The following is a 23626-nucleotide window of genomic DNA, read 5'->3' on the forward strand; positions in this document are numbered from 1 at the left end:
CGCGCGGATAGCGCGGCCGCCGGCGGAGAATCGCCATGCTCACCCTGTATTCCTACTGGCGCTCCAGCGCCGCCTACCGCGTGCGCATCGCCCTCGGGCTCAAGGGCCTGGCCTACCGTCAGGTGCCGGTGCACCTGGTGAAGGACGGCGGCCAGCAGCACGCCGCCGACTACAAACAGCTCAACCCGCAGGAGCTGGTGCCGTTGCTGGTGGATGGCGACGCGCGCATCGCCCAGTCACTGGCCATCCTCGAGTACCTCGACGAAACCCACCCGCAGCCCGGCCTGCTGCCGCGCGATGCGCTGCAGCGTGCGCAGGTGCGCTCCCTGGCGCTGCACATCGCCTGCGACATCCACCCGCTGAACAACCTGCGCGTGCTGCAGTACCTCAGCGGCCCGCTCGAGGTGGCGGACGAGGCGAAGAACGCCTGGATCCGCCACTGGGTCGAGACCGGCCTGCGCGCGGTGGAAGCGGGCGTCGCCCACTGGACCGGGCCGCTGTCCCTGGGCGAGCGCCCCGGCTACTTCGAGGCCTGCCTGATTCCCCAGCTGTACAACGCCCGCCGCTTCGATTGCGACCTTTCCGCCTGCCCGCGCCTGCTCGCCATCGCCGCGCGCTGCGAAACCCTCGACGTCTTCCAGCAGGCCGCCCCGGAGGTGCAGCCCGACGCCCAGTAAGCCCCACCGTTCCACCGCTCTTTAGCCTTGCCTTGCCCGCACCGTCCGGCCACAAGCCGGGCGGCCGATTCCCGTCACAGATAACAACAACAGGTGACGCATGACGCGTGAAACTCAACACGCAGGCCAGCTCCAGCGCGGCCTGAAGAATCGCCATATCCAGCTGATCGCCCTCGGTGGCGCCATCGGTACCGGGCTGTTCCTCGGCTCGGCCGGGGTGCTCAAGTCCGCGGGGCCGTCGATGATCCTCGGCTATGCCATCGCCGGCTTCATCGCCTTCCTGATCATGCGCCAGCTCGGCGAGATGATCGTCGAGGAGCCCGTCGCCGGGTCCTTCAGCCACTTCGCGCACAAGTACTGGGGCGGCTTCGCCGGCTTCCTCTCGGGCTGGAACTGCTGGGTGCTGTACATCCTGGTGGGCATGTCGGAGCTCACCGCGGTGGGCAAGTACATCCACTACTGGTGGCCGGAGGTACCGACCTGGGCGACCGCCGCGCTGTTCTTCGTGGTGGTCAACGCGATCAACCTGTTCAACGTGAAGGCCTTCGGCGAGGCGGAGTTCTGGTTCGCCATCATCAAGGTCGCCGCCATCGTCGGCATGATCGCCCTGGGCTGCTACCTGCTGGCCAGCGGCACCGGCGGCGAGCAGGCGGCGGTGAGCAACCTGTGGGCCCACGGCGGCTTCTTCCCCAACGGCATCGGCGGGCTGGTGATGGCCATGGCGATCATCATGTTCTCCTTCGGCGGGCTGGAGATGCTCGGCTTCACCGCCGCCGAGGCAGACCAGCCGAAAAAGGTGATCCCCAAGGCGATCAACCAGGTCATCTACCGCATCCTGATCTTCTACATCGGCGCGCTCACCGTGCTGCTCTCGCTGACCCCGTGGGACAGCCTGCTGCAAACGCTCAATGCCTCCGGCGACTCCTACAGCGGCAGCCCCTTCGTGCAGATCTTCTCGATGATCGGCAGCAGCACCGCGGCCCACGTCCTCAACTTCGTGGTGCTCACCGCCGCGCTCTCGGTCTACAACAGCGGCACCTACTGCAACGGCCGCATGCTGGTAGGCCTGGCGGAGCAGGGCGATGCGCCGCGGGCCCTGGCCAAGGTGGACAGCCGTGGCGTGCCGGTGCGCTCGCTGATGGTCTCTGCGGCGGTGACCTTCCTCGCCGTGCTGGTGAACTACCTGGTGCCGGCCCGCGCGCTGGAGCTGCTGATGTCCCTGGTGGTCGCCGCACTGGTGATCAACTGGGCGATGATCAGCCTGGCGCACCTGAAGTTCCGCGCGCGCATGGATGCCGACGGCAAGCGCACCGCCTTCCGTGCCGTGGCGTATCCCGCGGCCAACTGGCTGTGCCTGGGCTTCGTGGTGTTCATCCTCGGCGTCATGCTGCTCACCCCGGGCATCCAGGTGTCGGTCTATGCGATTCCGGTGTGGCTGCTGGTGATGTACGGCTGCTATCGCCTCAAGCGTCAGGGCGCGGCGCGTGGCGAGGTGCGGGCCGCGTTGGCGGATTGAGCCGCCCGACTTTGAGACGGGCCGCCCGCGATTGACCGTGCGGCCCGACCTTTCCTAGAGTGACCGGGCCATTTTTCGTCAGAGGGATACTCATGAAAAAAGCACTTTGGCTGCTCGCGGCGGCCGTGCCGGTCCTCCTCGTCGCCTGCGGCGGCGAAGAGAAGAAAGCGCCCCAGGTGGACGCGCTGGTCCTCCCCGGCGACGCCAAGCTGGACTCGCGCAGCGTCTCGTACAAGTGCGAGGACGGCCGCAAGATCAGCGTGCAGTACCTGAACAAGGGCGACAACAGCCTCGCCGTGGTACCGGTGACCGACGCCTCCAGCCTGGTCTTCGCCAACGTCATCTCCGCCTCCGGCGCCAAGTACGCCGCCGGCCAGTACGTCTGGTGGACCAAGGGCGAAGACGCCACCCTGTACAAGGACTGGAAGGGCGGCGAACCCGCCGATGGCGTGGCCTGCAAGGAGCGCTGATGTTCCTGCGCCACGTGAACGAAAAGCCCGGCCGATGCCGGGCTTTTTCATGGGCTTTCGATCGGTGAGGTGGGTGCCGGGCGGGTTCGCGAGCAAGCTCGCTCCTACAGGTTAGCGATCGCGCAAGCTTGCTCTTCGTAGGAGCGAGCTTGCTCGCGAACCGCCGCCACTCCCGAGGCTAGAAGGTGAACTCCAGGTTCACCGTCGGCGTCGAGGTCCGCGTGCCGCGCCCACCGTCCACGCCGAACTTGTTGTGCCAGTACTCGTAGCCCACGCCCAGCCACAGGTTGGGCTGGCGCTTGGCGCCGGGCAGGGTGGCGAACATCAGCGAGGTGCGGATCAGCGTCTCCGGCGCGGTGTCGTTGTCGTTGTAATCTTCGCCCTTCTCCCCGGTGTAGTTGAGGAAACCCTGGAACTTCGCCCCGTGGTCGCCCAGCTGGAACGGCCGCAGCCAGGTCAGGTTGACCATGTAGGTGGTGTCGAAGGTGTGGTCCGGGTGCTTCACGTTGGGGATGCCGGAATGGTTCTTCTCGCGGTAGTAGAGCAGCGACAGGTCCAGCACGCCGGGGCCGTTGAACTTGAGGGTGGGGCCGAACACCAGGGCGCGCTTCTTCGCCGAGCCGAGGTTGTTGTTGCGGCTGGCGTCGAAGCCGAAGGTGAAGGCGTGGTCCTTCACCAGCCCCTTGCCCTGCGGCAGGTCGAACACCCGTGAGGCATAGAGTTGGCTGCGGAACACGCCATAGACCTCGCTGCTGCCATGGTCGGTGCCCTTGCGCGGGTCATCGCTGTCGGACTGCAGCACGTCGAGGTGGAAGAAGTTGCTGCCGTAGCGATACCCGTCGGCGTGGCTGAAGCTGAAGATGCGCTTGCTGATGTCGTGCGGGTTGTTCGGGTTGGTGAAGCCCTTGCCGTAACGGAAGCCCAGCGTGTTGCTGGTCCACTCGAAGAAGCGATCCTCATCAGCCTGCGCCATGCCCAGCGGGGCGAGCACCAGCGCGGTACCGAGGGCGAACCGGCGGCCGTTGCTCAGGCGGCGGCTGGAACGCGGTTGGGAGCGGGCGGCGCCAAGGGCCGTCATCGCGGATGAAACCATGCTGCACCTCTGTATTTTTCTTGTTTTCGTGGCTTTCGGGGCCGGCGTCCCGCCGAAGGAATGGCGGGCGGTGACAGGCTGGGTTCTAATGGTGAATTGATGACATTGCAAGAAAAACTTGTACACAAATTCGTATACAAAAATTGACGCGAAAGTCAGGAACGATCGCTTCGCGGCGCGCTAGATGGCGCCGGGACAGCCGCGCCGGTGCGCGGTATGCTGGCCATCATTTCCGCACTGAATCCTTCCCATGCTGCAGATTTCCAACACCGTGCAGATTCCCGATGCCGAGATCGAGCTGAACGCCATCCGCGCCCAGGGCGCCGGCGGGCAGAACGTCAACAAGGTGTCCAGCGCCGTGCACCTGCGCTTCGACGTGCGCGCGTCCTCACTGCCGGAGTTCTACAAGGAACGCCTGCTGGCCCTGAGCGACCAGCGCATCACCGGCGAGGGCGTGGTGGTGATCAAGGCGCAGCAGTACCGCACCCAGGAACAAAACCGCGAGGACGCACTGAACCGCCTGGCGGAGCTGATCCGCAGCGTGGCGAAGGTGGAGAAGAAGCGCCGCCCGACCAAGCCGACGCTGGGTTCGAAGACGCGCCGGCTGGAGGGCAAGAGCAAGCGCGGGGCGATCAAGGCGGGGCGGGGGAAGGTAGATTTCTGATCGGTTGGTTCAGCTGGAGATTGGCGCTCGGTCGGTTCCCTCACCCCAGCCCTCTCCCAGAGGGAGAGGGGGCCGATCGTGCCGGCTGACAGTGTGGTTTCATCCTGCACCGAACAGTCCCCTCTCCCGCTTGCGGGAGAGGGTGAGGGGCTCTTGCTCCTTGTAGGAGCGGGCCATGCCCGCGATCGCGCGCATGGCGCGCTCCTACAGTCCTGTAGGGCGGATAACCTGGAACAGGTTATCCGCCGCCTCCCCCCACGGCGGATAACGCTGGCGCATTATGCTCCCTACACACTGACTTCCCAAGGCTGCCCAATCTGCCGAATAGTCCCCTCTCGCGCTTGCGGGAGAGGGTTAGGGTGAGGGGCTCTTGCTCCTTGCAGGAGCGGGCCATGCCCGCGATCGCGCGCATGGCGCGCTCCTACAGGGAGCAGCAATGCCTGCCTCGCGGACGGCCGCCGTAGCGGTTCGCGAGCAAGCTCGCTCCTACAGGGAATCCTGACGTCGGGTAGTCAGTGCACCAGCATCCCCGTGAACACATAGGCCTGCGCCAGGGTGATCAGGCCGATGAACGCGGCGAAGATCAGGCTGTGCTTGACCGTAAAGCGGAACAGGTCGGACTCGCGCCCCACCATCCCGGTGGCGGCGCAGGCCACGGCGATGGACTGCGGCGAGATCATCTTGCCGGTCACCCCGCCGGTGGTGTTGGCCGCCACCAGCAGCGTGTCGCTGACCCCGAGCTGGTGCGCGGTGGTCGCCTGCAAGGAGCCGAACAGCGCGTTGGACGAGGTGTCCGACCCGGTCAGGAACACCCCCAGCCAGCCGAGGAACGGGGAGAAGAACGGGAAGGCCGCACCGGTGCCCGCCAGCACCAGCGCCAGCGTCGTGGACATCCCCGAGTAGTTGGTGACGAAGGCGAAGGCCAGCACCATGCCGATGGTCAGCACCGGCCATTTCAGTTCCCTGAGGGTGTCGCCGAAGGTCGCCGCGCCGCTCTTCACGCCGATGCGCAGGATCGCCATGGAAATCAGCGCCGCGAGGAAGATCGCCGTGCCGCTGGCCGACACCAGGTCGAACTTGTAGATCGCCGGCATTGGCGTCGCGTTGGCGACGATGGGCGCAGCCTTGAGCACCAGCTGGTCGAGGTAGGGCACCGGGATTACCGCCACCCAGCTCTCCAGCGCGCCGCCGGGCAGGAACATCGCCTTGAACGGCTTCATGGTCCAGATGGTCACCAGCACGGTGAGGATCAGGAAGGGCGACCAGGCCTTGAAGATCTGCCCGACGCTGTACTGCGACTCCCGCCGCTGCACGCCGCCGCCACCGACCGCGCCCAGCGTCGCCGTGCCGTCGGCGCTGACGCTGGAGAACTCCGTCTCGCGCACGTTCGCCGGCTGCCACACGCGCAGGAACAGGGTCAGGCAGACCATGCTCAGCAGCGCCGAGGTGATGTCCGGCAGCTCCGGGCCGATGTAGTTGGAGGTGAGGAACTGGCTGATGGCGAAGGTACCGCCGGCCACCAGCAGCGCCGGCCAGGTTTCGCGCACTCCGCGCCAGCCGTCCATCATCGCCACCAGCCAGAAGGGCACGATCACCGACAGGATCGGCAACTGCCGCCCGGCCATGGCGCCGATCTTGAAGGCGTCCACCCCCGACACCTGCCCGGCGACGATGATCGGGATGCCCAGCGCGCCGAAGGCCACCGGCGCTGTGTTGGCGATCAGGCACAGCCCGGCGGCGTACAGCGGGTTGAAGCCCAGGCCCACCAGCAGCGCCGCGGTGATCGCCACGGGTGCGCCGAAGCCCGCCGCACCTTCGAGAAAGGCGCCGAAGGAGAAGCCGATCAGCACCACCTGCAGGCGCTGGTCGACGGTGATCGACAGCACCGAGCTGCGGATGATCTCGAACTGCCCGCTCTTCACCGTCAGCTTGTAGAGGAACACCGCCGCCACGATGATCCAGGCGATCGGCCAGAGCCCGTAGAAGAAGCCGTAGACCGCCGAGGCCAGCGCCTTGTCCACCGGCATGTGGTAGACGGTCACGGCGATCAGCAGCGACAGCGCCAGGGTGATGGCGCCGGCGACGTGCCCCTTGAGGCGGAACACTGCCAGGGCGAGGAAAAAGAAGATGATCGGCACGAGCGCAGCCAGGGCCGAGAGGCCGAGGCTGCCGAGCGGGGTGTAGAGCTGCAGCCAGGTTTGCATGGGGATTGTCCCTTGTTGTTGTCGGAGGCAAAACGTCAGCGGTGGATAACGCTTTCACGGTGCGCATGCCGGGGCGGCGCACGGGCCGGCAGGTATTGAAAAAGCCCCGCAACGCGGCGCGTAGCGGGGCTTCTGAAGGTTGGTTCGGGCAAGCTGTTCGGGGTGTCGTCGCCGGCTCGCTCGAGGCCGGCGACGACCACCTCCCGGCCGCTGGCCACCTGTCGCCAGGGCCGCTTGAGCGCTCTCAAAGCGCGGCCACTCCGGCGCTGGCGACCTGTGCATCCTCGCCGGCCTTCACGCCGGACACCCCCACCGCGCCGATCACCTGGCCGTCCAGAACGACCGGCACGCCGCCTTCGAGCGAAGTGAGCAGCGGCGCGGTGACGAAAGCCGTGCGGCCGCCGTTGACCATGTCCTCGTAGCCCTTGGTTTCGCGCCGGCCCAGGGCCGCGCTGCGGGCCTTCTCGGTGGCGATGTAGGCGCTGGCCGGGGCGCAGCCGTCGAGGCGTTCCAGGGCCAGCGGGTGGCCGCCGTCGTCGACCACCGCGATGGACACCGCCCAGTGGTTGCGCTGCGCCTCGGCGCGCGCGGCGGCGAGGATGCGGCCGACTTCCTGCTGGGTCAGAACGGCTTTGTTGAGCATGCGTGCACCTCGCCTTGAAGGGTTTCCAATGGCGCATCGGCCAGCGCCTCTTCCACCAGTTCGATCCAGTGCCGCACCGGGGTGCGGCCGGCGCCGGCCAGGTGTGTCTGGCAGCCGATGTTGGCCGTGACGATGACTTCCGGGGCGCCGCTCTCCAGCGCCTTCAGGCGGTTGTCGCGCAGGCGCCGGGACAGCTCCGGCTGGGTCAGCGAGTAGGTCCCGGCGGAGCCGCAGCACAGGTGGCTGTCCGGCACGCTGGTGAGGCTGAAGCCCAGTCGCGTGAGCACGCCTTCCACCGCGCCGCCGAGCTTCAGCGCATGCTGCAGCGTGCACGGGCAGTGGAAGGCCAGGCGCCGGTCGCCGTGCAGGTGCAGCGTTTCCAGCGGCTCGTCGCGCAGGATTTCGGCGAGGTCGCGGGACAGTTCGCTGACCCGCCGCGCCTTGGCCGCGTACTGCGCATCGTGCGCCAGCAGATGGCCATAGTCGCGGACGAAGGCGCCGCAGCCGCTCGCCGTCTGCACGATGGCTTCGGCGCCGGCCTGGATCGACGGCCACCAGGCGTCGATGTTCCTGCGTGCCCGCTCCAGCCCCTGTCCCTGGGCATTCAGGTGATAGTCCACGGCGCCGCAGCAGCCGGCGTCCGCCGCCGGGATCAGGCTGATGCCGAGGCGATCCAGCACCCGTGCGGCCGCGGCATTGGTGTTGGGCGACAGGGCCGGTTGCACGCAGCCTTCCAGGATCAGCATGCGCCGGGTGTGGCGCGGCCTCGGCCGCTCCACGGGGGGATGCAGATGGCGCGGCAGCTTGCTCTGCAGGCCCGCCGGCAGCAGTGGATAGAGCGCGCGCCCCGCCCTGGCCAGGGTGCCGAACAGCGCGGCATTGGCCACCACGGCGCGCAGGCCGCGGTGCATCACGCGCTCGCCGAGGGGGCGCGGTACCTGCTGCTCGACCACCGCGCGGCCGATGTCCAGCAGGTTGTGGTAATCCACGCCGGAGGGGCAGGTGGTCTCGCAGTTGCGGCAGCTCAGACAACGGTCCAGGTGCTCGCGGGTGCTGGCGCTCGGCGCGGCGCCTTCGAGCACCTGCTTGATCAGGTAGATGCGCCCGCGCGGGCCGTCCAGCTCGTCGCCCAGCAACTGGTAAGTCGGGCAGGTGGCGGTGCAGAAGCCACAGTGCACGCAGGAGCGCAGGATGCGCTCGGCTTCCTCGGCGCGCGGCAGCTGCTTGGCCTGTTCGCTCAGGTTGGTTTGCATCAGAGCTCCCTGTACATCCGGCCGGGGTTGAAGAGGCCGTGCGGGTCGAGCTGGCGCTTGAGGCTCTGGTGGTAGCGCAGCAGGGCGGCAGGCAGCGGATGGAAGCCGTCGTCGCCCGGTGTGCAGCGCAGGGCGTGGCCGCCGACTTCGGCGACGCTGTGGCGGATCAGTTCGGCGCCCGCCTCGGACTTCAGCCAGCGCTGCGCGCCGCCCCAGTCGATCAGTTGCTCGCCGGGCAGGGCCAGCGCGGGGGTTGCGTTGGGCAGCGACAGACGCCAGAGCGTGCCGGGCCCGGCGAAGAAGCCCAGGCGCTGCTCGCGCAGGTCCTGCCAATAGCCGCTGTCGATCTCTTCGCCGCCCAGGCGCAGACGTGCCGAGCACACCGAACCTTCGCCGCCTTCCAGGCGCAGGTGCAGTGCCGTGCCGTCATGGCAGGCGGCGGTGATCGGGATCGGCTGCGCGCCCCATTCGGCGAGCTCCCCCAGCGCCTGGTGAACGTCCATTTCCAGGCGCAGGCTGGCGCACATCCGCGGCTTGGGCAGCACCTTCATCGAGACCTCGGTGATCACTCCCAGGCAGCCGAAACTGCCTGCCAGCAGGCGCGACAGGTCGTAGCCGGCGACGTTTTTCATCACCTCGCCGCCAAAGCGCAGCAGCTTGCCGTGGCCGGTGATCAGCCGCGTCCCCAGCACGTAGTCGCGCACCGAGCCCGCCCAGGGCCGGCGCGGGCCGGAAAGCCCGGCGGCGACCATGCCTCCGAAGGTCGCTCCGGAGTGATGGGGTGGCTCGCACGGCAGCATCTGCCCGGCGGCCTCCAGCGCCGTTTCGATCTCTGCCAGCGGCGTGCCGGCGCGGGCGGTGAGCACCAGTTCGGTCGGGTCGTAGCTGACGATGCCGCTGTGGGCGCGGGTGTCCAGTTCCACGCCGTTCACCGGGCGGCCGAGGAAGGCCTTGCTGTCACCGCCGCGAATGCGCAGCGGTGTGCGGGTGTCCAGGGCCCGGTTCACCTGATCGAGCAGGTCGGCGCTGGCGTCGGCCATCAGAAGCGCTCCAGGTCGGGGAAGGGCAGTTGCCCGTGGTGCACGTGCATCGCGCCGAACTCGGCACAGCGGTGCAGGGTGGGGATGTTCTTGCCGGGGTTGAGCAGGCGGTCCGGGTCGAACGCCGCCTTCACCGCATGGAACAGGGTCAGTTCGTCGGCGTTGAACTGCGCGCACATCTGGTTGATCTTCTCGCGCCCCACGCCGTGTTCGCCGGTGATGCTGCCGCCTACCGCCACGCAGAGTTCGAGGATCCTGCCGCCGATGGCCTCGGCGCGCTCCAGCTCGCCGGGCACGTTGGCGTCGAAGAGGATCAGCGGGTGCATGTTGCCGTCGCCGGCATGGAACACGTTGGCCACGCGCAGGCCGAATTCCTGCGACAGCTCGGCGATGCCGTGCAGCACGCGCGGCAGCTCGCGGCGCGGGATAGTGCCGTCCATGCAGTAGTAATCCGGCGAGATGCGCCCTACCGCCGGGAAGGCATTCTTGCGCCCGGCCCAGAAGCGCACGCGCTCGGCCTCGTCGCAGGCCAGGCGCACGTCGGTGGCCCCGGCGGCGCGCAGTACGCCGTCGACCCGCTCGCAGTCGTCCTGCACGTCGGCTTCCACGCCGTCCAGCTCGCACAGCAGGATGGCCGCGGCGTCCACCGGGTAGCCGGCGTGAATGAAGTCCTCGGCGGCGCGGATCGACAGGTTGTCCATCATCTCCAGCCCGCCGGGGATGATGCCCGCGGCGATGATCTCGGCCACCGCGCGGCCGGCCTTTTCCACTGAATCGAAACTGGCCAGCAGCACCCGCGCCACCTGCGGGCGCGGCAGCAGCTTGACGGTCACCTCGGTGACGATGCCGAGCATGCCCTCGGAGCCGGTGAACAGCGCCAGCAGGTCGAAGCCGGGGCAGTCCAGGGCGTCGCTGCCCAGCGTCAGGTGCTCGCCCTCGACGGTGAGGATGTCCACCTTCAGCAGGTTGTGCACGGTCAGGCCGTATTTCAGGCAATGCACGCCGCCGGCGTTCTCGGCGACATTGCCGCCGATCGAGCAGGCGATCTGCGAGGACGGGTCGGGCGCGTAGTACAGCCCGTGCGGCGCGGCGGCCTGGGAGATCGCCAGGTTGCGCACGCCCGGTTGCACGCGGGCGAAGCGCCCCTGCGGATTCACCTCGAGAATCTTGTTGAAGCGCGCCATCACCAGCAGGACGCCTTTCTCCAGCGGCAGCGCGCCGCCGGAGAGCCCGGTGCCCGCGCCGCGTGCCACTACCGGCACCTTTCGCGCATGGCAGAGTTTGAGCAGCGCCTGTACCTGCTCGATGCGCTCGGGCAGCGCCACGAGCAGGGGGACGGTGCGGTAGGCGGAAAGCCCGTCGCATTCGTAGGGGGTGAGGTCTTCGGCGCGGTGCAGCAGGTCGAGGTCCGGCACGGCGGCGCGCAGCTCGGCCAGCAGGGCGGCCTTGTCGACCGCGGGCAACGCGCCATCGACGCGTTCGTCGTAGAGGATGTTCATGGGCTGACGGTGCTCTGGTGTTGTTCTTGTTCGCGCCCGCCATGCGGTCGCGTGGAGCCACGGCACCCTGAACATGCGGCCGCTGCGCGGGCCACGTCCATCGTCATCGACACTGGTCCTACCAGTTCTTGCACGGCCGTGCAGTGGAAAGGTCCTGTCCTGAGGGCTAGGGTTCCTGTGGGTAGGCAGGGCTTCGCCTACTGGTCCTACCAGTTGTTCAACGCCGTTGTGGAGAACCGTGATGACCCAGGCCAAGCTGCGCGTTGCCGACCAGGTGGCGCAGAAGATCGAGCGGCTGATCGTCGATGGCGTGCTCAAGGTCGGCCAGGCGCTGCCTTCGGAGCGACGCCTGGTGGAGAAGCTCGGCTGCTCGCGGTCGGCGCTGCGCGAAGGGCTGCGGGCCCTGCGCGGGCGCGGCATCGTCGATACCGAGCAGGGCCGCGGCTCGTTCGTCGCCGATCTGACCGGGGCCGACGACGTATCGCCGCTGATGCACCTGTTCCGCTCGCAGCCGCGCACGCTCTACGACCTGCTGGAAGTGCGCGCCTTGCTGGAAGGCGAATCCGCGCGCCTGGCCGCGCTGCGCGCCACCGAGGCCGACCTGGTGCTGATCGGCCGGCGCTTCGAGGAGATGCACGCCGCCTTCGAACAACCCCAGCCGCTGGACCCGCGCGAGCATGCGCGGCGCGATCACGCCTTCCACCAGGCGATCAGCGAGGCGTCGCACAACCCGGTGCTGGTGCACACGCTGCAGTCGCTCAACGAATTGATGCTCAGCACCGTGTTCGCTTCGGTGAACAACCTCTACAACCGCCCGCCGCAGAAGCGCCAGATCGACCGCCAGCACGCGCGGCTGTACCGCACCATCAGCGAACGCCAGCCGGAACAGGCCCAGCGCGCGGCGCGCGAACATATCCACAGCGTGCGGGACAACCTGCGCGAGATCGAGCAGGAGGAACAGCGGCTGGTGCGGGCGACGCTGCGGCTGGAGGGGTGGACATAACGTAGGAGCGGACTTCGTCCGCAATCGCTTGCCGGCGGCTCCGGGCTCGGGCGAGGCCAATCGCGGACGGCGTCCGCTCCTACGCAGGCTGGGAGTAGTGGTGTAGGAGCGGGCCATGCCCGCGACCGCATCACGGACCGTCCAGCGGCCGGAGTGCGGATTCAGGACTCAGTGGGGGCAGGGCGCTTCGCTGAAGCGGCGGACGTTGTCCGCTCATCGCGGGCATGGCCCGCTCCTTCAGGTTTGGCGGGTTGGCTTCTGGTTTTCCGCTCGCGCATCTGCGCCAGCATGCGCTCCGCGTTCGCCTGGCAGCCCATGCCTTCGGGCTTGTTCTCGATCCCGTCAATCACCGCCAGCAGGCGCAGGCGGTTCTCCCGCAACTGCTGCTCCATCGCCTCGATCTCCGCCACCTTGCGGCGCAGGCCGGCGACCAGTTCGCCGTGGCTGTTCTCAAGCGGGGTGGAATGCGGCAGCAGGTTGCGGATTTCCTCCAGGCTGAAGCCGGTCTGCTGGGCGCTGCGGATGATCTCCAGCAGGTCGAGGGTTTCCGGCGGGTACGCGCGGTAGCCGTTGGCCAGGCGGCGCGCCGGGGCGATCAGCCCGCTGGCTTCGTAGAAGCGGATGCGCGAGGGGGCGAGGCCGCTGAGGCTGGCCAGTTCACCGATTTTCATGCTGGGCTCCGGAAGGGGCTTGACCTTGAAGTGAACTTTAAACTTAACCTCGCCGGCATCACAACCCAGGAGCCTCGCCATGTCGCCCTTCCAGCCCCTGCGCCTGCCCAACGGCGGCGAAGTCCCCAACCGCATCGCCAAGGCCGCCATGGAAGAGAACCTGGCCGACGCCGACCAGGCGCCCTCGGCCGCACTGCTGCGCCTCTACCAGGCCTGGGCGGAGGGCGGCGTCGGCCTGATCTTGAGCGGCAACGTGATGATCGACGGCCGCGCCATGACCGGCCCCGGCGGTGTGGTGCTGGAGAATGACCGGCACCTGCAGCGCTTCCGCGAGTGGGCGCGCGTGGGCCGCTCCCGCGGGGCGCAGTTCTGGCTGCAGCTCAACCACCCCGGCCGGCAGGTGCAGACCAACCTCGGCCAGGGTGCCATCGCACCGTCGGCGGTGCCGCTGGAGATGGGCAGGTTCTCCAAGCTGTTCGCCGTTGCCCGCGAGATGACCGAAGACGATATCGCCGAGGTGGTCGAGCGCTTCGTCCGCGCCGCCCGGCTTGCCGAACAGGCCGGCTTCACCGGCGTGCAGATCCACGCTGCGCATGGCTACCTGCTCAGCCAGTTCCTCTCGCCGCTGGCCAACAAGCGCCAGGACCGCTGGGGCGGTTCGCTGGAGAATCGCGCGCGGCTGCTGCTGGACGTCGTCCGCGCGGTGCGTGCCGAGGTTTCCCCGCAGTTTTGCGTGGGCGTGAAGATCAACTCCGCCGACTTCCAGCGCGGCGGCTTCGACGCCAGCGACGCGCGCCAGGTGATCGAGTGGCTGAACGACGAAAAGGTCGACCTGGTCGAGCTCTCCGGCGGCAGCTACGAGGCACCGGCCATGCAGGGCGACGCCCGCGACGGCCGCACCCTGGCGCGGGAAGCCTACTTCCTCGAATTCGCCCGAGAGATGCGCGAGGCGGCGCGCATGCCGCTGATGGTCACCGGCGGCATCCGTCGCCTGCCGGTGGCGGAGCAGGTGCTGGAGAGCGGCCTGGCGATGGTCGGCATCGGCACCGCCCTGGCGCTGGAGCCGCAGCTGGTGCTGCACTGGCAGCGCGGCAGCCAGACCCAGCCGGAGCTGCCGCCGATCCGCTGGCGCTCCAAGCCGCTGGCGGCGCTGGCCTACATGGCGCTGGTCAAGCTGCAGCTCAAGCGCATCGGCGCCCGCCGTGCGCCCAACCCGCAGGCGTCGCCGCTGCGCACCCTGGTGATGGAGCAATGGCACACGCTGCGCCGCGCCAGGCAGTACCGCCGCTGGGCGGCGCGGCAGGGCGCGTCTTCGTAGGATGGCGGATACCTCTCCTGCAGGGGCGAGCGCTCGCAGGTGTAGGAGCGGGCCATGCCCGCGACCGCGGACAAAGTCCGCGTCGATCACGCCCGCTGCCGCGTTCGCCCCGGAGCTAAATCACCTGCGGTGCGCGGGCTCTACGACTTCTTGCGAACGGCCTGAGTCAGGCCTGTGCCTTGCGCGCGCCCGTCGCCCGCAAGGACAACAGCAGGACCAGCGAGGCCGCGAGGATCTGCAGGCTGGCATAGCCATTGGTGGTGGCGACCAGGCCGTAGCGCTGGATCGCCAGCCCGGCGAGGATCGCCGGCACGCTGAAGGCCAGGTAGCTGAGCACGTAGAAACTCGCCATCAGCGCCCCACGCTCGTGGGCGTGGGCCAGCGGCACCACCGAGCGCAGCGCGCCGAGGAAGCCGCCGCCGAAGCCCAGCCCGGCCACCGCGGTGCCGAGGAAGAACAGCCAGAGGTTGGCGCTGTCCACGCCGAACAGGGTGATCAGCAGCCCGCCGACGAGCGCCAGGCCGCCACGGCGCAGGATCACCGCCGCTGGCTGGTGGCGCAGGGCGAAGATCGCCAGCGCGCCGCACAGGCACAGCAGCGACACCAGTCCGCCGCCGATCATCGGCACCTGCAGGCCCGTGACCTGGCGCGCCAGCGTCGGCCCCAGCGACAGGTAGAAGCCGCCCAGCGCCCAGAGACTGGCGTTCAACGGCGCCACGCTCCAGAACGCGCGGCGCGCCTGCACAGGAATGCGGATGCGCGGCTTCAGCGAGGCCAGCGCCCCCGGTTGCCGGCTGATGCTTTCCGGCAGCCAGCGCAGCAGCACGATGCCCACGGCGAACACCACCAGCAGCCACACATAGACCGCGTGCAGCGGATCGCCGCCGAACTGCACCAGTGCACTGCTGCCCAGTGCGCCCATGGCCATGCCGAGCATGGGCGCCACGCTGTTGATCAGCGGGCCGCGCTCGCGGTCGATATCCAGCATGGCCGCGCCCAGCACGCTGGTGGCGATGCCCGTGGCGAAGCCCTGCAGCAGGCGCGCGAGGATCAGCAGCTCCACGGCGTTGGCGTAGAGAAACACCGCCATGGCCAACAGTTCGAGCATCAGCGCGGCGCGGATCACCGGGCGCCGGCCCAGGTGGTCCGACAGCGAGCCGAACACCAGTAGCGCCAGCATCAGCCCGCCGGCGTAGATGCTGAACACCAGGGTCAACAGGGCCGGCGAGAAGTGCCAGGATTCGCGGTACAGCGCGTACAGCGGCGTGGGCGCGGCCGCGGCGGCGAGGAAGGCCATGAGGATGGCCGTCAGCAGCCACGCCGAGGCCCGGGGTGAGAAGCCGGCCGCGCTTTTCGAGGGTGGGTATGTCATGATTCTGCTCGCAAAGGCTAAGATTTTGCTTTTGCGAGATGCTGGACCCCTTTCGGGATAAAAGCAAATTCTTTGCGTTAAGGTGCTTATGGCAATCAATCAGGGTGTTCGGCCGGGGGGCCGGAGCGCGCGGGTGCAGGCCTCGGTGCACAAGGCCGTGGCGGAGTTGCTGGAGGAGCGCGAGCGCGCGGAACTGACCGTGCCGATGATCGCCGCCCGCGCCGGCGTCACGCCCTCGACCATCTACCGGCGCTGGGGCGACCTCAACGAGTTGCTGGGCGACGTCGCCCTGCAGCGCATCCGCCCCGACGCCGAACCGGCGGATACCGGCAGCCTGCGCGGCGACCTGCTGGCCTGGGGCGAGCAGTACATGGAGGAAACCGCCTCGGTGCCCGGCCGCGCGGTGGTGCTTGACCTGCTCGCGGCTGGCGGCGGCTGCTCGGGACGCTGCATGGCCATTGCCTGCGGCCAGTTCGACATCATCCTGCTGCGCGCCCGGGAACGCGGCGAGAACGTGCCCGAGGTCGACCGCATCGTCGACCGGCTGATGGCGCCGCTGGTGTACCGCATCCTGTTTTCCGCCGAGGAGCTGGACGTGGCGTATGTCGAGCGCCTGGTCGACCTGACGCTCGAAGGTTTGTAGCAGATTCGCCGAAAGGCTCTGTGCCGCATCCGACGTTTCTGCAATGCCCGGTTGGATCCTCTGTAGGAGCGAGCTTGCTCGCGAATCAGCGTCGCTCCGGCGCTGGGGAAACCGTTCGCGAGCAAGCTCGCTCCTACAGGTTCCCGTTCCGCATCAGGCGCGGCTCAGGCGGATCACCGTGCGGGCGACGGAGACGCCGGTGAACAGCACCACGAACAGGCGCAGGGTCTGCATGGCCAGCACCAGGCCGACGTCGGAGTGGGTGTCCACCGCGATGATCGCCATGGCGTCCAGGCCGCCGGGGCTGGTGGCGAGGTAGAGGGAGAGGAAGTCCATCCCGGTGAGGGCCGCCAGCGCCCAGGCGAACAGGGCGCAGCTGGCGATCAGCGCCAGTGCGCTGACCAGCATGGCCGGCAGGTGGCGGCCGACGTAGGCGAGGCTTTCGCGGTCGAAGCGCAGGCCGATGTAGCAGCCGATCACGCCGTAGGCGCTGGCCAGCAACCAGTGCGGCAGGGTGATGTGCAGCACGCCGGAGAGCTGCAGCACGGCGCCGGCCACCAGCGGCACCAGCAGCGGGCCGGCTGGCAGTTTGGCGCCGGCGGTGGTGCAGACGAAGATCAGCAACAGGCAGTTGATCAGGTCCGGCAGGGTGTCGGTGTCGATGATCGGCGCGCTGTGCGCCACCGAGCCGCCGCCTTCGATCCCCAGCAGGCGGCCGACCAGGGCGCCGGCCATGACCACGCAGACCACCCGCACGTACTGCATGGTGGCGACCACGCGCGGATCGGCACCGTTGGCCTCGGCCATCGACACCATGGCCGCCGCACCGCCGGGCGCGGTGCCCCAGGCGGCGGTGCTGCCGGGGATGCCGCCGAAGCGCACCATGGCGTAGCTGACCACCGCCGAGAGCAGCAGGGTGAGCAGGGTGGCGCTGAGCATCAGCGGCCAGGAGGCGACCATCGCCTGCAGCACCGACCAGCTCATGGCGTGGGCGACCAGCAGGCCGATGCAGCCCTGGCTGAGGCGAAAGGCCTGGCGCGGCAGGCGGATCTGCGCGCCACTGACACCGAAGGCGATGGCCACCAGCATGGGGCCCAGGAACAGCGCGGCGGGGATGCCCAGCCAGGTCAGCAACTGCCCGGCGCCTCCGGCCCCCAGTGCCAGGGCCAGCCATTGCAGGCTGGCGGGGATGCGGGCGACGGACAGGGCAGGGCGGCTGGACACGGACGGCTCCGGGCGGGGAATACGGAGGAATTATCGATAGCCGAATCCATCAAGTCTATTTTCTAATAGTCATGAATCCATTCCTGAAATTTATCAGTTGGCCGCCATGGACCTGCGTGATCTCGCCTACTTCGAAACCATCGCCGAACTCGGCCACCTGGGACGCGCCGCCGAGCGCCTGGGGCGCAGCCAGCCGGCGTTGACCAAGAGCATCCAGCGCCTGGAGGAGTCACTGGGCGCGCGCCTGTTCCAGCGCGATGGACGACGCATCCGTCTGACGCCCGCTGGCGAATTGATGCTGCAGCGCGCGCGACAACTGCGTCAGGACGTGGAGGAAACCCGTCGCGAAGTGCGCGATTTCGCCAGCGGTGTGGTGGGCAATATCCGCCTCGGCTGCGCGGCGACCATGGCCGAATACCTGTTGCCGCGCCTGGCCGAGGACCTTCTGGCGCGCGCGCCGGACATCACCATGAGCCTGGTGCTGGGCCAGGACGACGTATTGCGCGAGGCGCTGCGCAGCGGGCGGCTGGACATGGCGATCTGCTCGCGGATCGTCGACGACCCGCAATTGAGCAGCGAGCCGCTGTTGCAGGACCAGGTGGTGGTGGTCGCCAGCCGCGACCACCCGATCTTCGACGCACCGGTGGTCATGGCCGACCTGTGCCGCTACCGCTGGGTGCTGCCCGCTACCGGGGTGTCGTCGCGGCGCTGGATGGACAGCACCTTCCAGGCCCACCAGCTGCCGCTGCCGCAGGTGCAGATCGAGACCAACGCGATCACCATGCTGCCCAACCTGATCGCCCGCACCCGCCTGCTCAGCTTCCTCGCCCGCGAAGCGCTGGCCGGCGGGCACGGCATGGACCAGTTGCGCGAGGTGGCGTTGGCCGAGACGACGCTGACACGGACCATCGGCCTGGCGGTGCGGGAGGGCGCCTACCTGCCGCCGGCGGCCCAACTGCTGCGCGGGATGTTGCGCGAGCATGCGCAGCGGTTTGGAGCGGAGTGGTAAGCCGCGTCGACACGACCTGTAGGAGCGGGCCATGCCCGCGATCGCGGACAACGTCCGCGTTCACCGGAACGTAGCGATGCGGGCGGTTCGCGTTGTGTCGTTGGCAAAAGTCGCCGAAGGGACGAAACCGCAGAGTCCCCGCGCGTCGAGGCGGGGTTGGAAAATACCCAAGCCTACGCCGGCCCTGCCGGCGGATCGCGGGCATGGCCCGCTCCTACAGTGGGGAGACTTTCGTAGGGCGAATAACGCGCCAGCGTTATCCGCCGCAATGCATCCGGCGGATAGCCTGTTCCAGGTTATGCGCCCTACATGTTGCGCCGTGGTTTGGCACGGAATTGTAGGCGTTTGTAGGAGCGAGCTTGCTCGCGAACCGCCTGGCGTCGGAGCTGCCGGAAAACACCGTTCGCGAGCAAGCTCGCTCCTACAGTGGCGTAGGGCGGGGTGTTCAGCGACTCGGCACGTCGCCCACCACCGTGGTGCGGTACATCTCCCGGCGCATGCCGTGGTAGTCCGACACCGGGTAATGCCAGGTGCTGCGGTTGTCCCAGATCGCCAGGGTGCCGGGGCTCCAGCGCATGCGGCAGGTGAAGGCCGGCTGGGTGGCGATGCTGAACAGGTAGTCCAGCAGCGGCTGCGCTTCCGCCGGGCGCATGCCCTTGATGCCGCTGGTGTAGGCCGGGTTGATGTAAAGGATCTTCTTGCCGGTCTCCGGGTGCCGGGTCACCAGCGGATGCGAGCGCACTTCGCCCTCGTGGCTGCCGTAGCGCACCGCCATGTTCTCCATCAGGTCGTTGTGCTTGGCCTCGGCGCCGTAGGCGCGCTCGGGGCTGTGGATGGCGTCGAGGGTTTCCAGTTGCGCGCGCAGTTTCGGCGACAGCCATTCGTAGGCCAGCGCGAGGTTGGCGTAGAGGGTGTCGCCGCCGAACGGCGGGATGTCGTGGCCGTAGAGCAGGGTGAAGGCCGGCGGCCGCTCCTGGAAGGACCAGTCGCTGTGCCAGGCACCGCCGAACACCACCGGCGTCTTCTCGTTGGCTTCCTTCAGCACCCGCACCACGTGCGGGTGATCGTCCATGCCGACCACATAGGGTTCGCGGCCGAATTCGCCGAAGCGCAGGGTCACGGCTTCGAGGTCCGCCACGCTCAGGTTCTGTCCGCGGATGAACAGCACCTTGTGCGCCAGCAGTGCCTGGCGCAGCTCGGTGTAGCCCTCGGCACCCAGGGTGGTGAGGTCGAGATCGCTGACGTCCGCGCCGATCGCGCCGGTGGCGGGGACAACGCGGAAGTGGCGGTAGTCGGCCGCGCGGTTCTGGCTCGGCAGCGCGTAGAAGAACTCGAACATGGGCAAGCCTCTTGGATTTTTTGTGGGCTCCCCAAGCATGGCAGCGCTGGCGCGTTCTTCCATTTTTTCGCGCGTGGGCAGGCACGGCCGGGCAGCGCTCCGGAACCCTCCCGGTGTGATGAAGTCGAACCGCCCGCGGCGCCTCTGGAGCGGTTGAAAGCCGCGAGATAGAGCCTTGCGATGTGGCTGATTGCCATCGCGTACGGGTTAATTTCGCGCGCTCCCCATCCGTTCCCCTCAAGAGGCGCATCGCCATTTTCGTGAGGCGCCCAACAAGAAAAGGAGAACCCAATGTCCTGCCCAACCTGCCTGCGCGCGTGCCTCGGAAGGCGCGGCGCGATGAGTTCCAGCGCACTGCATTGGCTGGCGTGAGCCGCCATCCACCCCGTGCACCGGCACCGCGCGAGCGGCGCGGCCGCGTGCCCCTGGCCGGGCATCCGGCCGTCATCCGAGCATTGAGGGAATCGATGAGCAAGACCTTCCGACTGGCCACCGTGGCCGGCAGCCTGCTGGCTGCCGGACTGCCCGCGCTGGCCCATGGCGCCGCGCTTGAAGCGCAGATCCGCTGGACCCGCTATGGCATCCCGCACATCCAGGCCCGCGACGAATTGGGCCTGGGCTACGGTATCGGCTACGCCTACGCCCGCGACAACGCCTGCCTGCTGGCCGAGGAAGTCCTCACGGCACGGGGCGAGCGCTCGCGCTATTTCGGCGTGGACGGCACGTCCTCCGCCGGTATCGGCAACCTGCCGTCGGACTTCTTCTACACCTGGCTCAACGACAACGAATCCCTGCGCCGACTGCGCAGCGCCCAGCCGCAGCCGATCCGCGACCTGCTCGACGGCTACGCGGCCGGTTTCAACCGCTGGCTGTGGGATACCCAGGCCGCCGGCACGCAGTGCGCGGGCAAGGCCTGGCTGCGCCCGCTGGAGGCCGACGACCTGCTGCGCCTGACCCGCCGCCTGCTGGTGCAGGCCGGCGCCGGGCAGTTCGCCGAGGCGATGATCGCCGCTACGCCGCCCGGGCAGGCGACGTCCTCGGTGGTCAGCGACGGCGAGGTGCTGGCAGCGATGGCGCGCCGCGAGAACTTCCACCAGGCCCACGGCAGCAACGCCGTCGCCGTGGGCAGCGAGCGTTCGGCCGACGGTAACGGCCTGCTGCTGGCCAACCCGCACTTTCCCTGGTCCGGCGCGCTGCGCTTCTACCAGATGCACCTGACCATCCCCGGCCAGCTCGACGTGATGGGCGCCTCCCTGCCGGGCATGCCGCTGGTGAACATCGGTTTCAGCAAGGACTTGGCCTGGAGCCACACGGTGGATACCTCCAGCCACTTCACCCTGTACCGCCTAGACCTCGACCCGCAGGACCCGCGCCGCTACCGTGTCGATGGCCAGTCGCGGCCGCTGAAGGAAGTCACCCTGCGCGTTCGCGTGCTCGAGCCCAATGGTCGCGTCGGCACGCGCAGCCATACGCTGTACGAGTCCGAATACGGCCCGCTGCTGAGCGTGCCGGGCAAGTTCCCCTGGAGCGCCAGCCAGGCCTTCGCCGTGCGCGACGCCAACCTGGGCAACGACCGCGTGCTGCAGCAGTGGTACGCCATCGATCACGCGCGCAGCCTGGATGAACTGCGCGGCAGCATCGAGCGCGTGCAGGGCATTCCCTGGGTCAACACCCTGGCCACCAGCGCCGAGGGCAAGGTGCTCTACCTCAACCAGTCCGTGGTGCCGCACCTGAGCCCGCAGCAGTTGGCCGACTGCGCCATCGCCGAGTACCAGCAGCAGGGCCTGCCGGTGCTGGAGGGCGGACGCCGCGCCTGCAACTGGTCGAGCGCGCCGGGGGCCCGGCATGCCGGGCTGATGCCGCCGGAACAGATGCCGGCGCTGGTTCGCGAGGACTTCGTGCAGAACTCCAACGACAGCGCCTGGCTGAGCAACCCGGCGCAGCCGCTGACCGGCTTCTCGCCGCTGGTGAGCCGTGATTCGGTACCGGTCGGTGCGCGTGCTCGCTTCGCCCTGGAGCGCCTGAAGGGCGACGACAAGATCGGGCCGGACGACCTGCAGAAGATGGTCACCGACAACCGCGTCTATGTGGCCGACCTGCTGCTCGACGACCTGCTGCAGTTGTGCAAGCCGGCCCCGGCGGGCGCCGAGACGGCCTGCGCCGCGCTGGGGGCATGGGACCGCCACGTCAACCTCGACAGCAATCCCGGCTTCGCCTACTTCCAGGCCTTCGTCACGCGCTTCCTGACGATCGATGGCGGCTGGCGCCTGCCCTTCGATCCCAAGCTGCCGCTGGCCACGCCCTCGGGCATCGCCCTGGACAACCCGGCGGTTCGCCAGCAGGCGCAACACGCGTTGCTGGCAGCCGCGCAGGAGATCGACGGGCGCCGTATCCGCGCGGACGAGACGTGGGGCGAGCTGCAACTGACCGGCGACGCGGCCAACCCCCTGGGTATCCCCGGCGGCACCGGCAACGAGGGCGTGTACAACGCCATCACCTCGGAGTGGCAGGGCGATCACTACCGCGTGCTCAGCGGCAGCAGCTACATCCAGCTGGTGGACTTCACCGCCGAGGGGCCCAAGGCGCGCGGGCTGCTGGCGTTTTCGCAATCCAGCGATCCGGGCTCGCCGCACCATCGAGACCAGACCGAGCTGTTCGCCAAACAGCAATGGCCGGAGTTGCAGTTCACCGAGGAAGAGATCAAGGCCGATCCGCAGCTGAAGGTGATGGAGTTGCGCGAGCAGTAACGCGTGCATTTACGGCGGGCATGCTTTTCGTAGGACCGAGGGGGACGCCTAGTCCTTGCTCGCGAACCGCTCAACTCCGAGTCACCGGGGAGCACCGTTCGCGAGCAAGCTCGCTCCTACAGGTCAGCCGGCCGCTGTCACCAGCCTGACACCCAGCGCCCCTAGTCTGGCGGCCAAGCCCCCTGCGCGAAGGCCGCCGCCATGCCCCTCACCCAAGAATCCGTGATCCGCCGCATCCACCGCGAACTGCTCGACCACAGCGACGAAGAGCTGGAGCTGGAACTGCTGGAAGACGTGCGCAACCTGGACGAGCTGTTCGACGAGCACGCCGACGTCGACGAGGAGAAGCTCGCCCGCCGTCGCTACTTCAGCGAACTGTTCCGCCTGCAGGGCGAGCTGGTGAAGCTGCAGAGCTGGGTGGTGAAGACCGGCCACAAGGTGGTGATCCTCTTCGAAGGCCGCGACGCGGCGGGCAAGGGCGGGGTGATCAAGCGCATCACCCAGCGCCTCAATCCGCGCGTCTGCCGGGTCGCCGCGCTGCCCGCGCCGAACGACCGCGAGCAGACCCAGTGGTACTTCCAGCGTTACGTCTCGCACCTGCCGGCGGCGGGGGAGATCGTCCTGTTCGACCGCAGCTGGTACAACCGCGCCGGCGTCGAGCGGGTGATGGGCTTCTGCTCGGACGACCAGTACGAGGAGTTCTTCCGCAGCGTGCCGGAGTTCGAGCGCATGCTGGCGCGCTCGGGCATTCAGTTGATCAAGTACTGGTTCTCCATCTCCGACGACGAGCAGCACCTGCGCTTCCTCAGCCGCATCCACGACCCGCTCAAGCAGTGGAAACTCAGCCCCATGGACCTGGAATCGCGGCGGCGCTGGGAGGCCTACACCAAGGCCAAGGAAATCATGCTCGAACGCACCCACATCCCCGAGGCGCCCTGGTGGGTAGTGCAGGCCGACGACAAGAAGCGCGCGCGGCTCAACTGCATCAGCCACCTGCTGGGGCTGATCCCCTACGAGGACGTCGAGCACCCGGTGGTGGTCCTGCCCCAGCGCCAGCGGCACGAGGACTACACACGCACGCCGACGCCGCGGGAGATCGTGGTGCCGGAAATCTACTGAGGGCTTGCACACCGCGTAGGAGCGGACTCCGTCCGCGATGGCATCGGCGCGAAGCGGACCCGATCGCGGACGGAGTCCGCTCCTACGCCCAGTTTGCCTTCGTGCGGGCTGTCATTTCGCAG

Annotated in this window: 20 protein-coding genes; 10 read left to right on the forward strand and 10 right to left on the reverse strand. The window is 68.4% G+C overall.

The window, feature by feature from the left end:
- The first annotated feature begins 35 nt into the window (after positions 1-35).
- The 3 genes from maiA (at position 36) to N0B71_RS17085 (ending at position 2663) form a co-directional block, all read left to right on the forward strand.
- Positions 36-677 (forward strand): maleylacetoacetate isomerase, encoded by a 642-nt coding sequence (gene maiA, locus N0B71_RS17075; protein WP_259753835.1) that lies wholly within the window; start codon positions 36-38, stop codon positions 675-677.
- A 100-nt stretch (positions 678-777) separates the two neighbouring features.
- Positions 778-2193, forward strand: coding sequence for an amino acid permease (locus N0B71_RS17080; RefSeq protein ID WP_259753836.1), 1416 nt, complete (start codon positions 778-780; stop codon positions 2191-2193).
- A 92-nt stretch (positions 2194-2285) separates the two neighbouring features.
- A complete protein-coding gene (locus tag N0B71_RS17085; protein ID WP_017517672.1) occupies positions 2286-2663 on the forward strand; it encodes an MliC family protein in 378 nt (125 codons plus the stop codon).
- 178 nt (positions 2664-2841) lie between these two features.
- On the opposite strand, the gene N0B71_RS17090 is transcribed toward N0B71_RS17085, so the two are convergent.
- On the reverse strand, positions 2842-3636 hold the full coding sequence (locus N0B71_RS17090; protein ID WP_259759597.1) for a nucleoside-binding protein: 795 nt from the start codon (positions 3634-3636) through the stop codon (positions 2842-2844).
- A gap of 370 nt (positions 3637-4006) precedes the next feature.
- On the opposite strand from N0B71_RS17090, the gene arfB reads away from it, so the two are divergent.
- Positions 4007-4420 (forward strand): alternative ribosome rescue aminoacyl-tRNA hydrolase ArfB, encoded by a 414-nt coding sequence (gene arfB / locus N0B71_RS17095; RefSeq protein WP_259753837.1) that lies wholly within the window; start codon positions 4007-4009, stop codon positions 4418-4420.
- 512 nt (positions 4421-4932) lie between these two features.
- Here arfB and N0B71_RS17100 read toward each other — a convergent pair.
- From N0B71_RS17100 to glcD, 5 genes are all read right to left on the reverse strand, one after another.
- Positions 4933-6624 carry a lactate permease LctP family transporter gene (locus N0B71_RS17100; RefSeq protein WP_259753838.1) on the reverse strand — a complete coding sequence of 564 codons (1692 nt, stop codon included), beginning with the start codon at positions 6622-6624 and terminating at the stop codon, positions 4933-4935.
- Positions 6625-6868: 244 nt separating this feature from the next.
- Positions 6869-7267, reverse strand: a complete 399-nt coding sequence (locus N0B71_RS17105; protein WP_259753840.1) for a heme-binding protein — start codon at positions 7265-7267, stop codon at positions 6869-6871.
- On the reverse strand, positions 7246-8520 hold the full coding sequence (glcF, locus tag N0B71_RS17110) for a glycolate oxidase subunit GlcF (RefSeq protein ID WP_259753841.1): 1275 nt from the start codon (positions 8518-8520) through the stop codon (positions 7246-7248). The genes N0B71_RS17105 and glcF overlap by 22 nt, the downstream gene beginning before the upstream one ends.
- Positions 8520-9560, reverse strand: a complete 1041-nt coding sequence (glcE, locus tag N0B71_RS17115; RefSeq protein ID WP_259753842.1) for a glycolate oxidase subunit GlcE — start codon at positions 9558-9560, stop codon at positions 8520-8522. Before glcE ends, glcF begins: the two co-directional genes overlap by 1 nt.
- Positions 9560-11059: a glycolate oxidase subunit GlcD gene (gene glcD, locus N0B71_RS17120; protein ID WP_259753843.1), complete on the reverse strand. Its 1500-nt coding sequence runs from the start codon at positions 11057-11059 to the stop codon at positions 9560-9562. The genes glcE and glcD overlap by 1 nt, the downstream gene beginning before the upstream one ends.
- Before the next feature lie 241 nt (positions 11060-11300).
- On the opposite strand from glcD, the gene glcC reads away from it, so the two are divergent.
- On the forward strand, positions 11301-12062 hold the full coding sequence (glcC, locus tag N0B71_RS17125; protein ID WP_259753844.1) for a transcriptional regulator GlcC: 762 nt from the start codon (positions 11301-11303) through the stop codon (positions 12060-12062).
- A 161-nt stretch (positions 12063-12223) separates the two neighbouring features.
- On the opposite strand, the gene N0B71_RS17130 is transcribed toward glcC, so the two are convergent.
- Positions 12224-12733 carry a MerR family transcriptional regulator gene (locus N0B71_RS17130; protein WP_259753845.1) on the reverse strand — a complete coding sequence of 170 codons (510 nt, stop codon included), beginning with the start codon at positions 12731-12733 and terminating at the stop codon, positions 12224-12226.
- Between the two features lie 79 nt (positions 12734-12812).
- Between N0B71_RS17130 and N0B71_RS17135 the strand changes: the two genes are divergently transcribed.
- Positions 12813-14051 (forward strand): NADH:flavin oxidoreductase/NADH oxidase family protein, encoded by a 1239-nt coding sequence (locus N0B71_RS17135; protein ID WP_259753846.1) that lies wholly within the window; start codon positions 12813-12815, stop codon positions 14049-14051.
- Between the two features lie 166 nt (positions 14052-14217).
- On the opposite strand, the gene N0B71_RS17140 is transcribed toward N0B71_RS17135, so the two are convergent.
- Complete coding sequence (locus N0B71_RS17140; RefSeq protein ID WP_259753848.1) at positions 14218-15423, reverse strand: MFS transporter; 1206 nt, start codon at positions 15421-15423, stop codon at positions 14218-14220.
- Positions 15424-15511: 88 nt separating this feature from the next.
- Between N0B71_RS17140 and N0B71_RS17145 the strand changes: the two genes are divergently transcribed.
- A complete protein-coding gene (locus tag N0B71_RS17145; protein WP_259753849.1) occupies positions 15512-16066 on the forward strand; it encodes a TetR/AcrR family transcriptional regulator in 555 nt (184 codons plus the stop codon).
- A 153-nt stretch (positions 16067-16219) separates the two neighbouring features.
- Here N0B71_RS17145 and N0B71_RS17150 read toward each other — a convergent pair whose 3' ends face one another.
- Positions 16220-17290 carry an AbrB family transcriptional regulator gene (locus N0B71_RS17150; RefSeq protein ID WP_259753850.1) on the reverse strand — a complete coding sequence of 357 codons (1071 nt, stop codon included), beginning with the start codon at positions 17288-17290 and terminating at the stop codon, positions 16220-16222.
- 106 nt (positions 17291-17396) lie between these two features.
- Here N0B71_RS17150 and N0B71_RS17155 point away from each other — a divergent pair, with 106 nt between their 5' ends.
- A complete protein-coding gene (locus N0B71_RS17155; RefSeq protein ID WP_259753851.1) occupies positions 17397-18299 on the forward strand; it encodes a LysR family transcriptional regulator in 903 nt (300 codons plus the stop codon).
- A gap of 445 nt (positions 18300-18744) precedes the next feature.
- On the opposite strand, the gene N0B71_RS17160 is transcribed toward N0B71_RS17155, so the two are convergent.
- Positions 18745-19638 (reverse strand): TauD/TfdA dioxygenase family protein, encoded by an 894-nt coding sequence (locus N0B71_RS17160; RefSeq protein ID WP_259753852.1) that lies wholly within the window; start codon positions 19636-19638, stop codon positions 18745-18747.
- A gap of 467 nt (positions 19639-20105) precedes the next feature.
- Between N0B71_RS17160 and pvdQ the strand changes: the two genes are divergently transcribed.
- Together pvdQ and ppk2 are read left to right on the forward strand one after the other, a co-directional pair.
- The gene (pvdQ, locus tag N0B71_RS17165; protein WP_259753853.1) at positions 20106-22385 is read left to right on the forward strand and encodes a bifunctional acylase PvdQ; all 2280 of its coding nucleotides are present in this window, start codon (positions 20106-20108) and stop codon (positions 22383-22385) included.
- 201 nt (positions 22386-22586) lie between these two features.
- Positions 22587-23504 carry a polyphosphate kinase 2 gene (gene ppk2 / locus N0B71_RS17170; protein WP_259753855.1) on the forward strand — a complete coding sequence of 306 codons (918 nt, stop codon included), beginning with the start codon at positions 22587-22589 and terminating at the stop codon, positions 23502-23504.
- Positions 23505-23626: the final 122 nt, after the last annotated feature.

Origin of the sequence: Pseudomonas sp. GCEP-101 (genome assembly GCF_025133575.1) — a bacterium.
In the GTDB taxonomy this organism is placed as follows: Bacteria; Pseudomonadota; Gammaproteobacteria; order Pseudomonadales; family Pseudomonadaceae; genus Pseudomonas; species Pseudomonas nitroreducens_B.

Bases quoted from the DNA above. Each gene is read 5' to 3' on its own strand.
- N0B71_RS17140 (WP_259753848.1), bottom strand. From the start codon at position 15,423: ATGACATACCCACCCTCGAAAAGCGCGGCCGGCTTCTCACCCCGGGCC.
- N0B71_RS17130 (WP_259753845.1), bottom strand. From the start codon at position 12,733: ATGAAAATCGGTGAACTGGCCAGCCTCAGCGGCCTCGCCCCCTCGCGC.
- N0B71_RS17135 (WP_259753846.1), top strand. From the start codon at position 12,813: ATGTCGCCCTTCCAGCCCCTGCGCCTGCCCAACGGCGGCGAAGTCCCC.
- N0B71_RS17080 (WP_259753836.1), top strand. From the start codon at position 778: ATGACGCGTGAAACTCAACACGCAGGCCAGCTCCAGCGCGGCCTGAAG.
- N0B71_RS17160 (WP_259753852.1), bottom strand. From the start codon at position 19,638: ATGTTCGAGTTCTTCTACGCGCTGCCGAGCCAGAACCGCGCGGCCGAC.
- ppk2 (WP_259753855.1), top strand. From the start codon at position 22,587: ATGCCCCTCACCCAAGAATCCGTGATCCGCCGCATCCACCGCGAACTG.
- pvdQ (WP_259753853.1), top strand. From the start codon at position 20,106: ATGAGCAAGACCTTCCGACTGGCCACCGTGGCCGGCAGCCTGCTGGCT.
- N0B71_RS17105 (WP_259753840.1), bottom strand. From the start codon at position 7,267: ATGCTCAACAAAGCCGTTCTGACCCAGCAGGAAGTCGGCCGCATCCTC.
- glcF (WP_259753841.1), bottom strand. From the start codon at position 8,520: ATGCAAACCAACCTGAGCGAACAGGCCAAGCAGCTGCCGCGCGCCGAG.
- glcD (WP_259753843.1), bottom strand. From the start codon at position 11,059: ATGAACATCCTCTACGACGAACGCGTCGATGGCGCGTTGCCCGCGGTC.
- glcE (WP_259753842.1), bottom strand. From the start codon at position 9,560: ATGGCCGACGCCAGCGCCGACCTGCTCGATCAGGTGAACCGGGCCCTG.
- N0B71_RS17085 (WP_017517672.1), top strand. From the start codon at position 2,286: ATGAAAAAAGCACTTTGGCTGCTCGCGGCGGCCGTGCCGGTCCTCCTC.
- N0B71_RS17155 (WP_259753851.1), top strand. From the start codon at position 17,397: ATGGACCTGCGTGATCTCGCCTACTTCGAAACCATCGCCGAACTCGGC.
- maiA (WP_259753835.1), top strand. From the start codon at position 36: ATGCTCACCCTGTATTCCTACTGGCGCTCCAGCGCCGCCTACCGCGTG.
- arfB (WP_259753837.1), top strand. From the start codon at position 4,007: ATGCTGCAGATTTCCAACACCGTGCAGATTCCCGATGCCGAGATCGAG.
- N0B71_RS17100 (WP_259753838.1), bottom strand. From the start codon at position 6,624: ATGCAAACCTGGCTGCAGCTCTACACCCCGCTCGGCAGCCTCGGCCTC.
- glcC (WP_259753844.1), top strand. From the start codon at position 11,301: ATGACCCAGGCCAAGCTGCGCGTTGCCGACCAGGTGGCGCAGAAGATC.
- N0B71_RS17145 (WP_259753849.1), top strand. From the start codon at position 15,512: ATGGCAATCAATCAGGGTGTTCGGCCGGGGGGCCGGAGCGCGCGGGTG.
- N0B71_RS17090 (WP_259759597.1), bottom strand. From the start codon at position 3,636: ATGGCGCAGGCTGATGAGGATCGCTTCTTCGAGTGGACCAGCAACACG.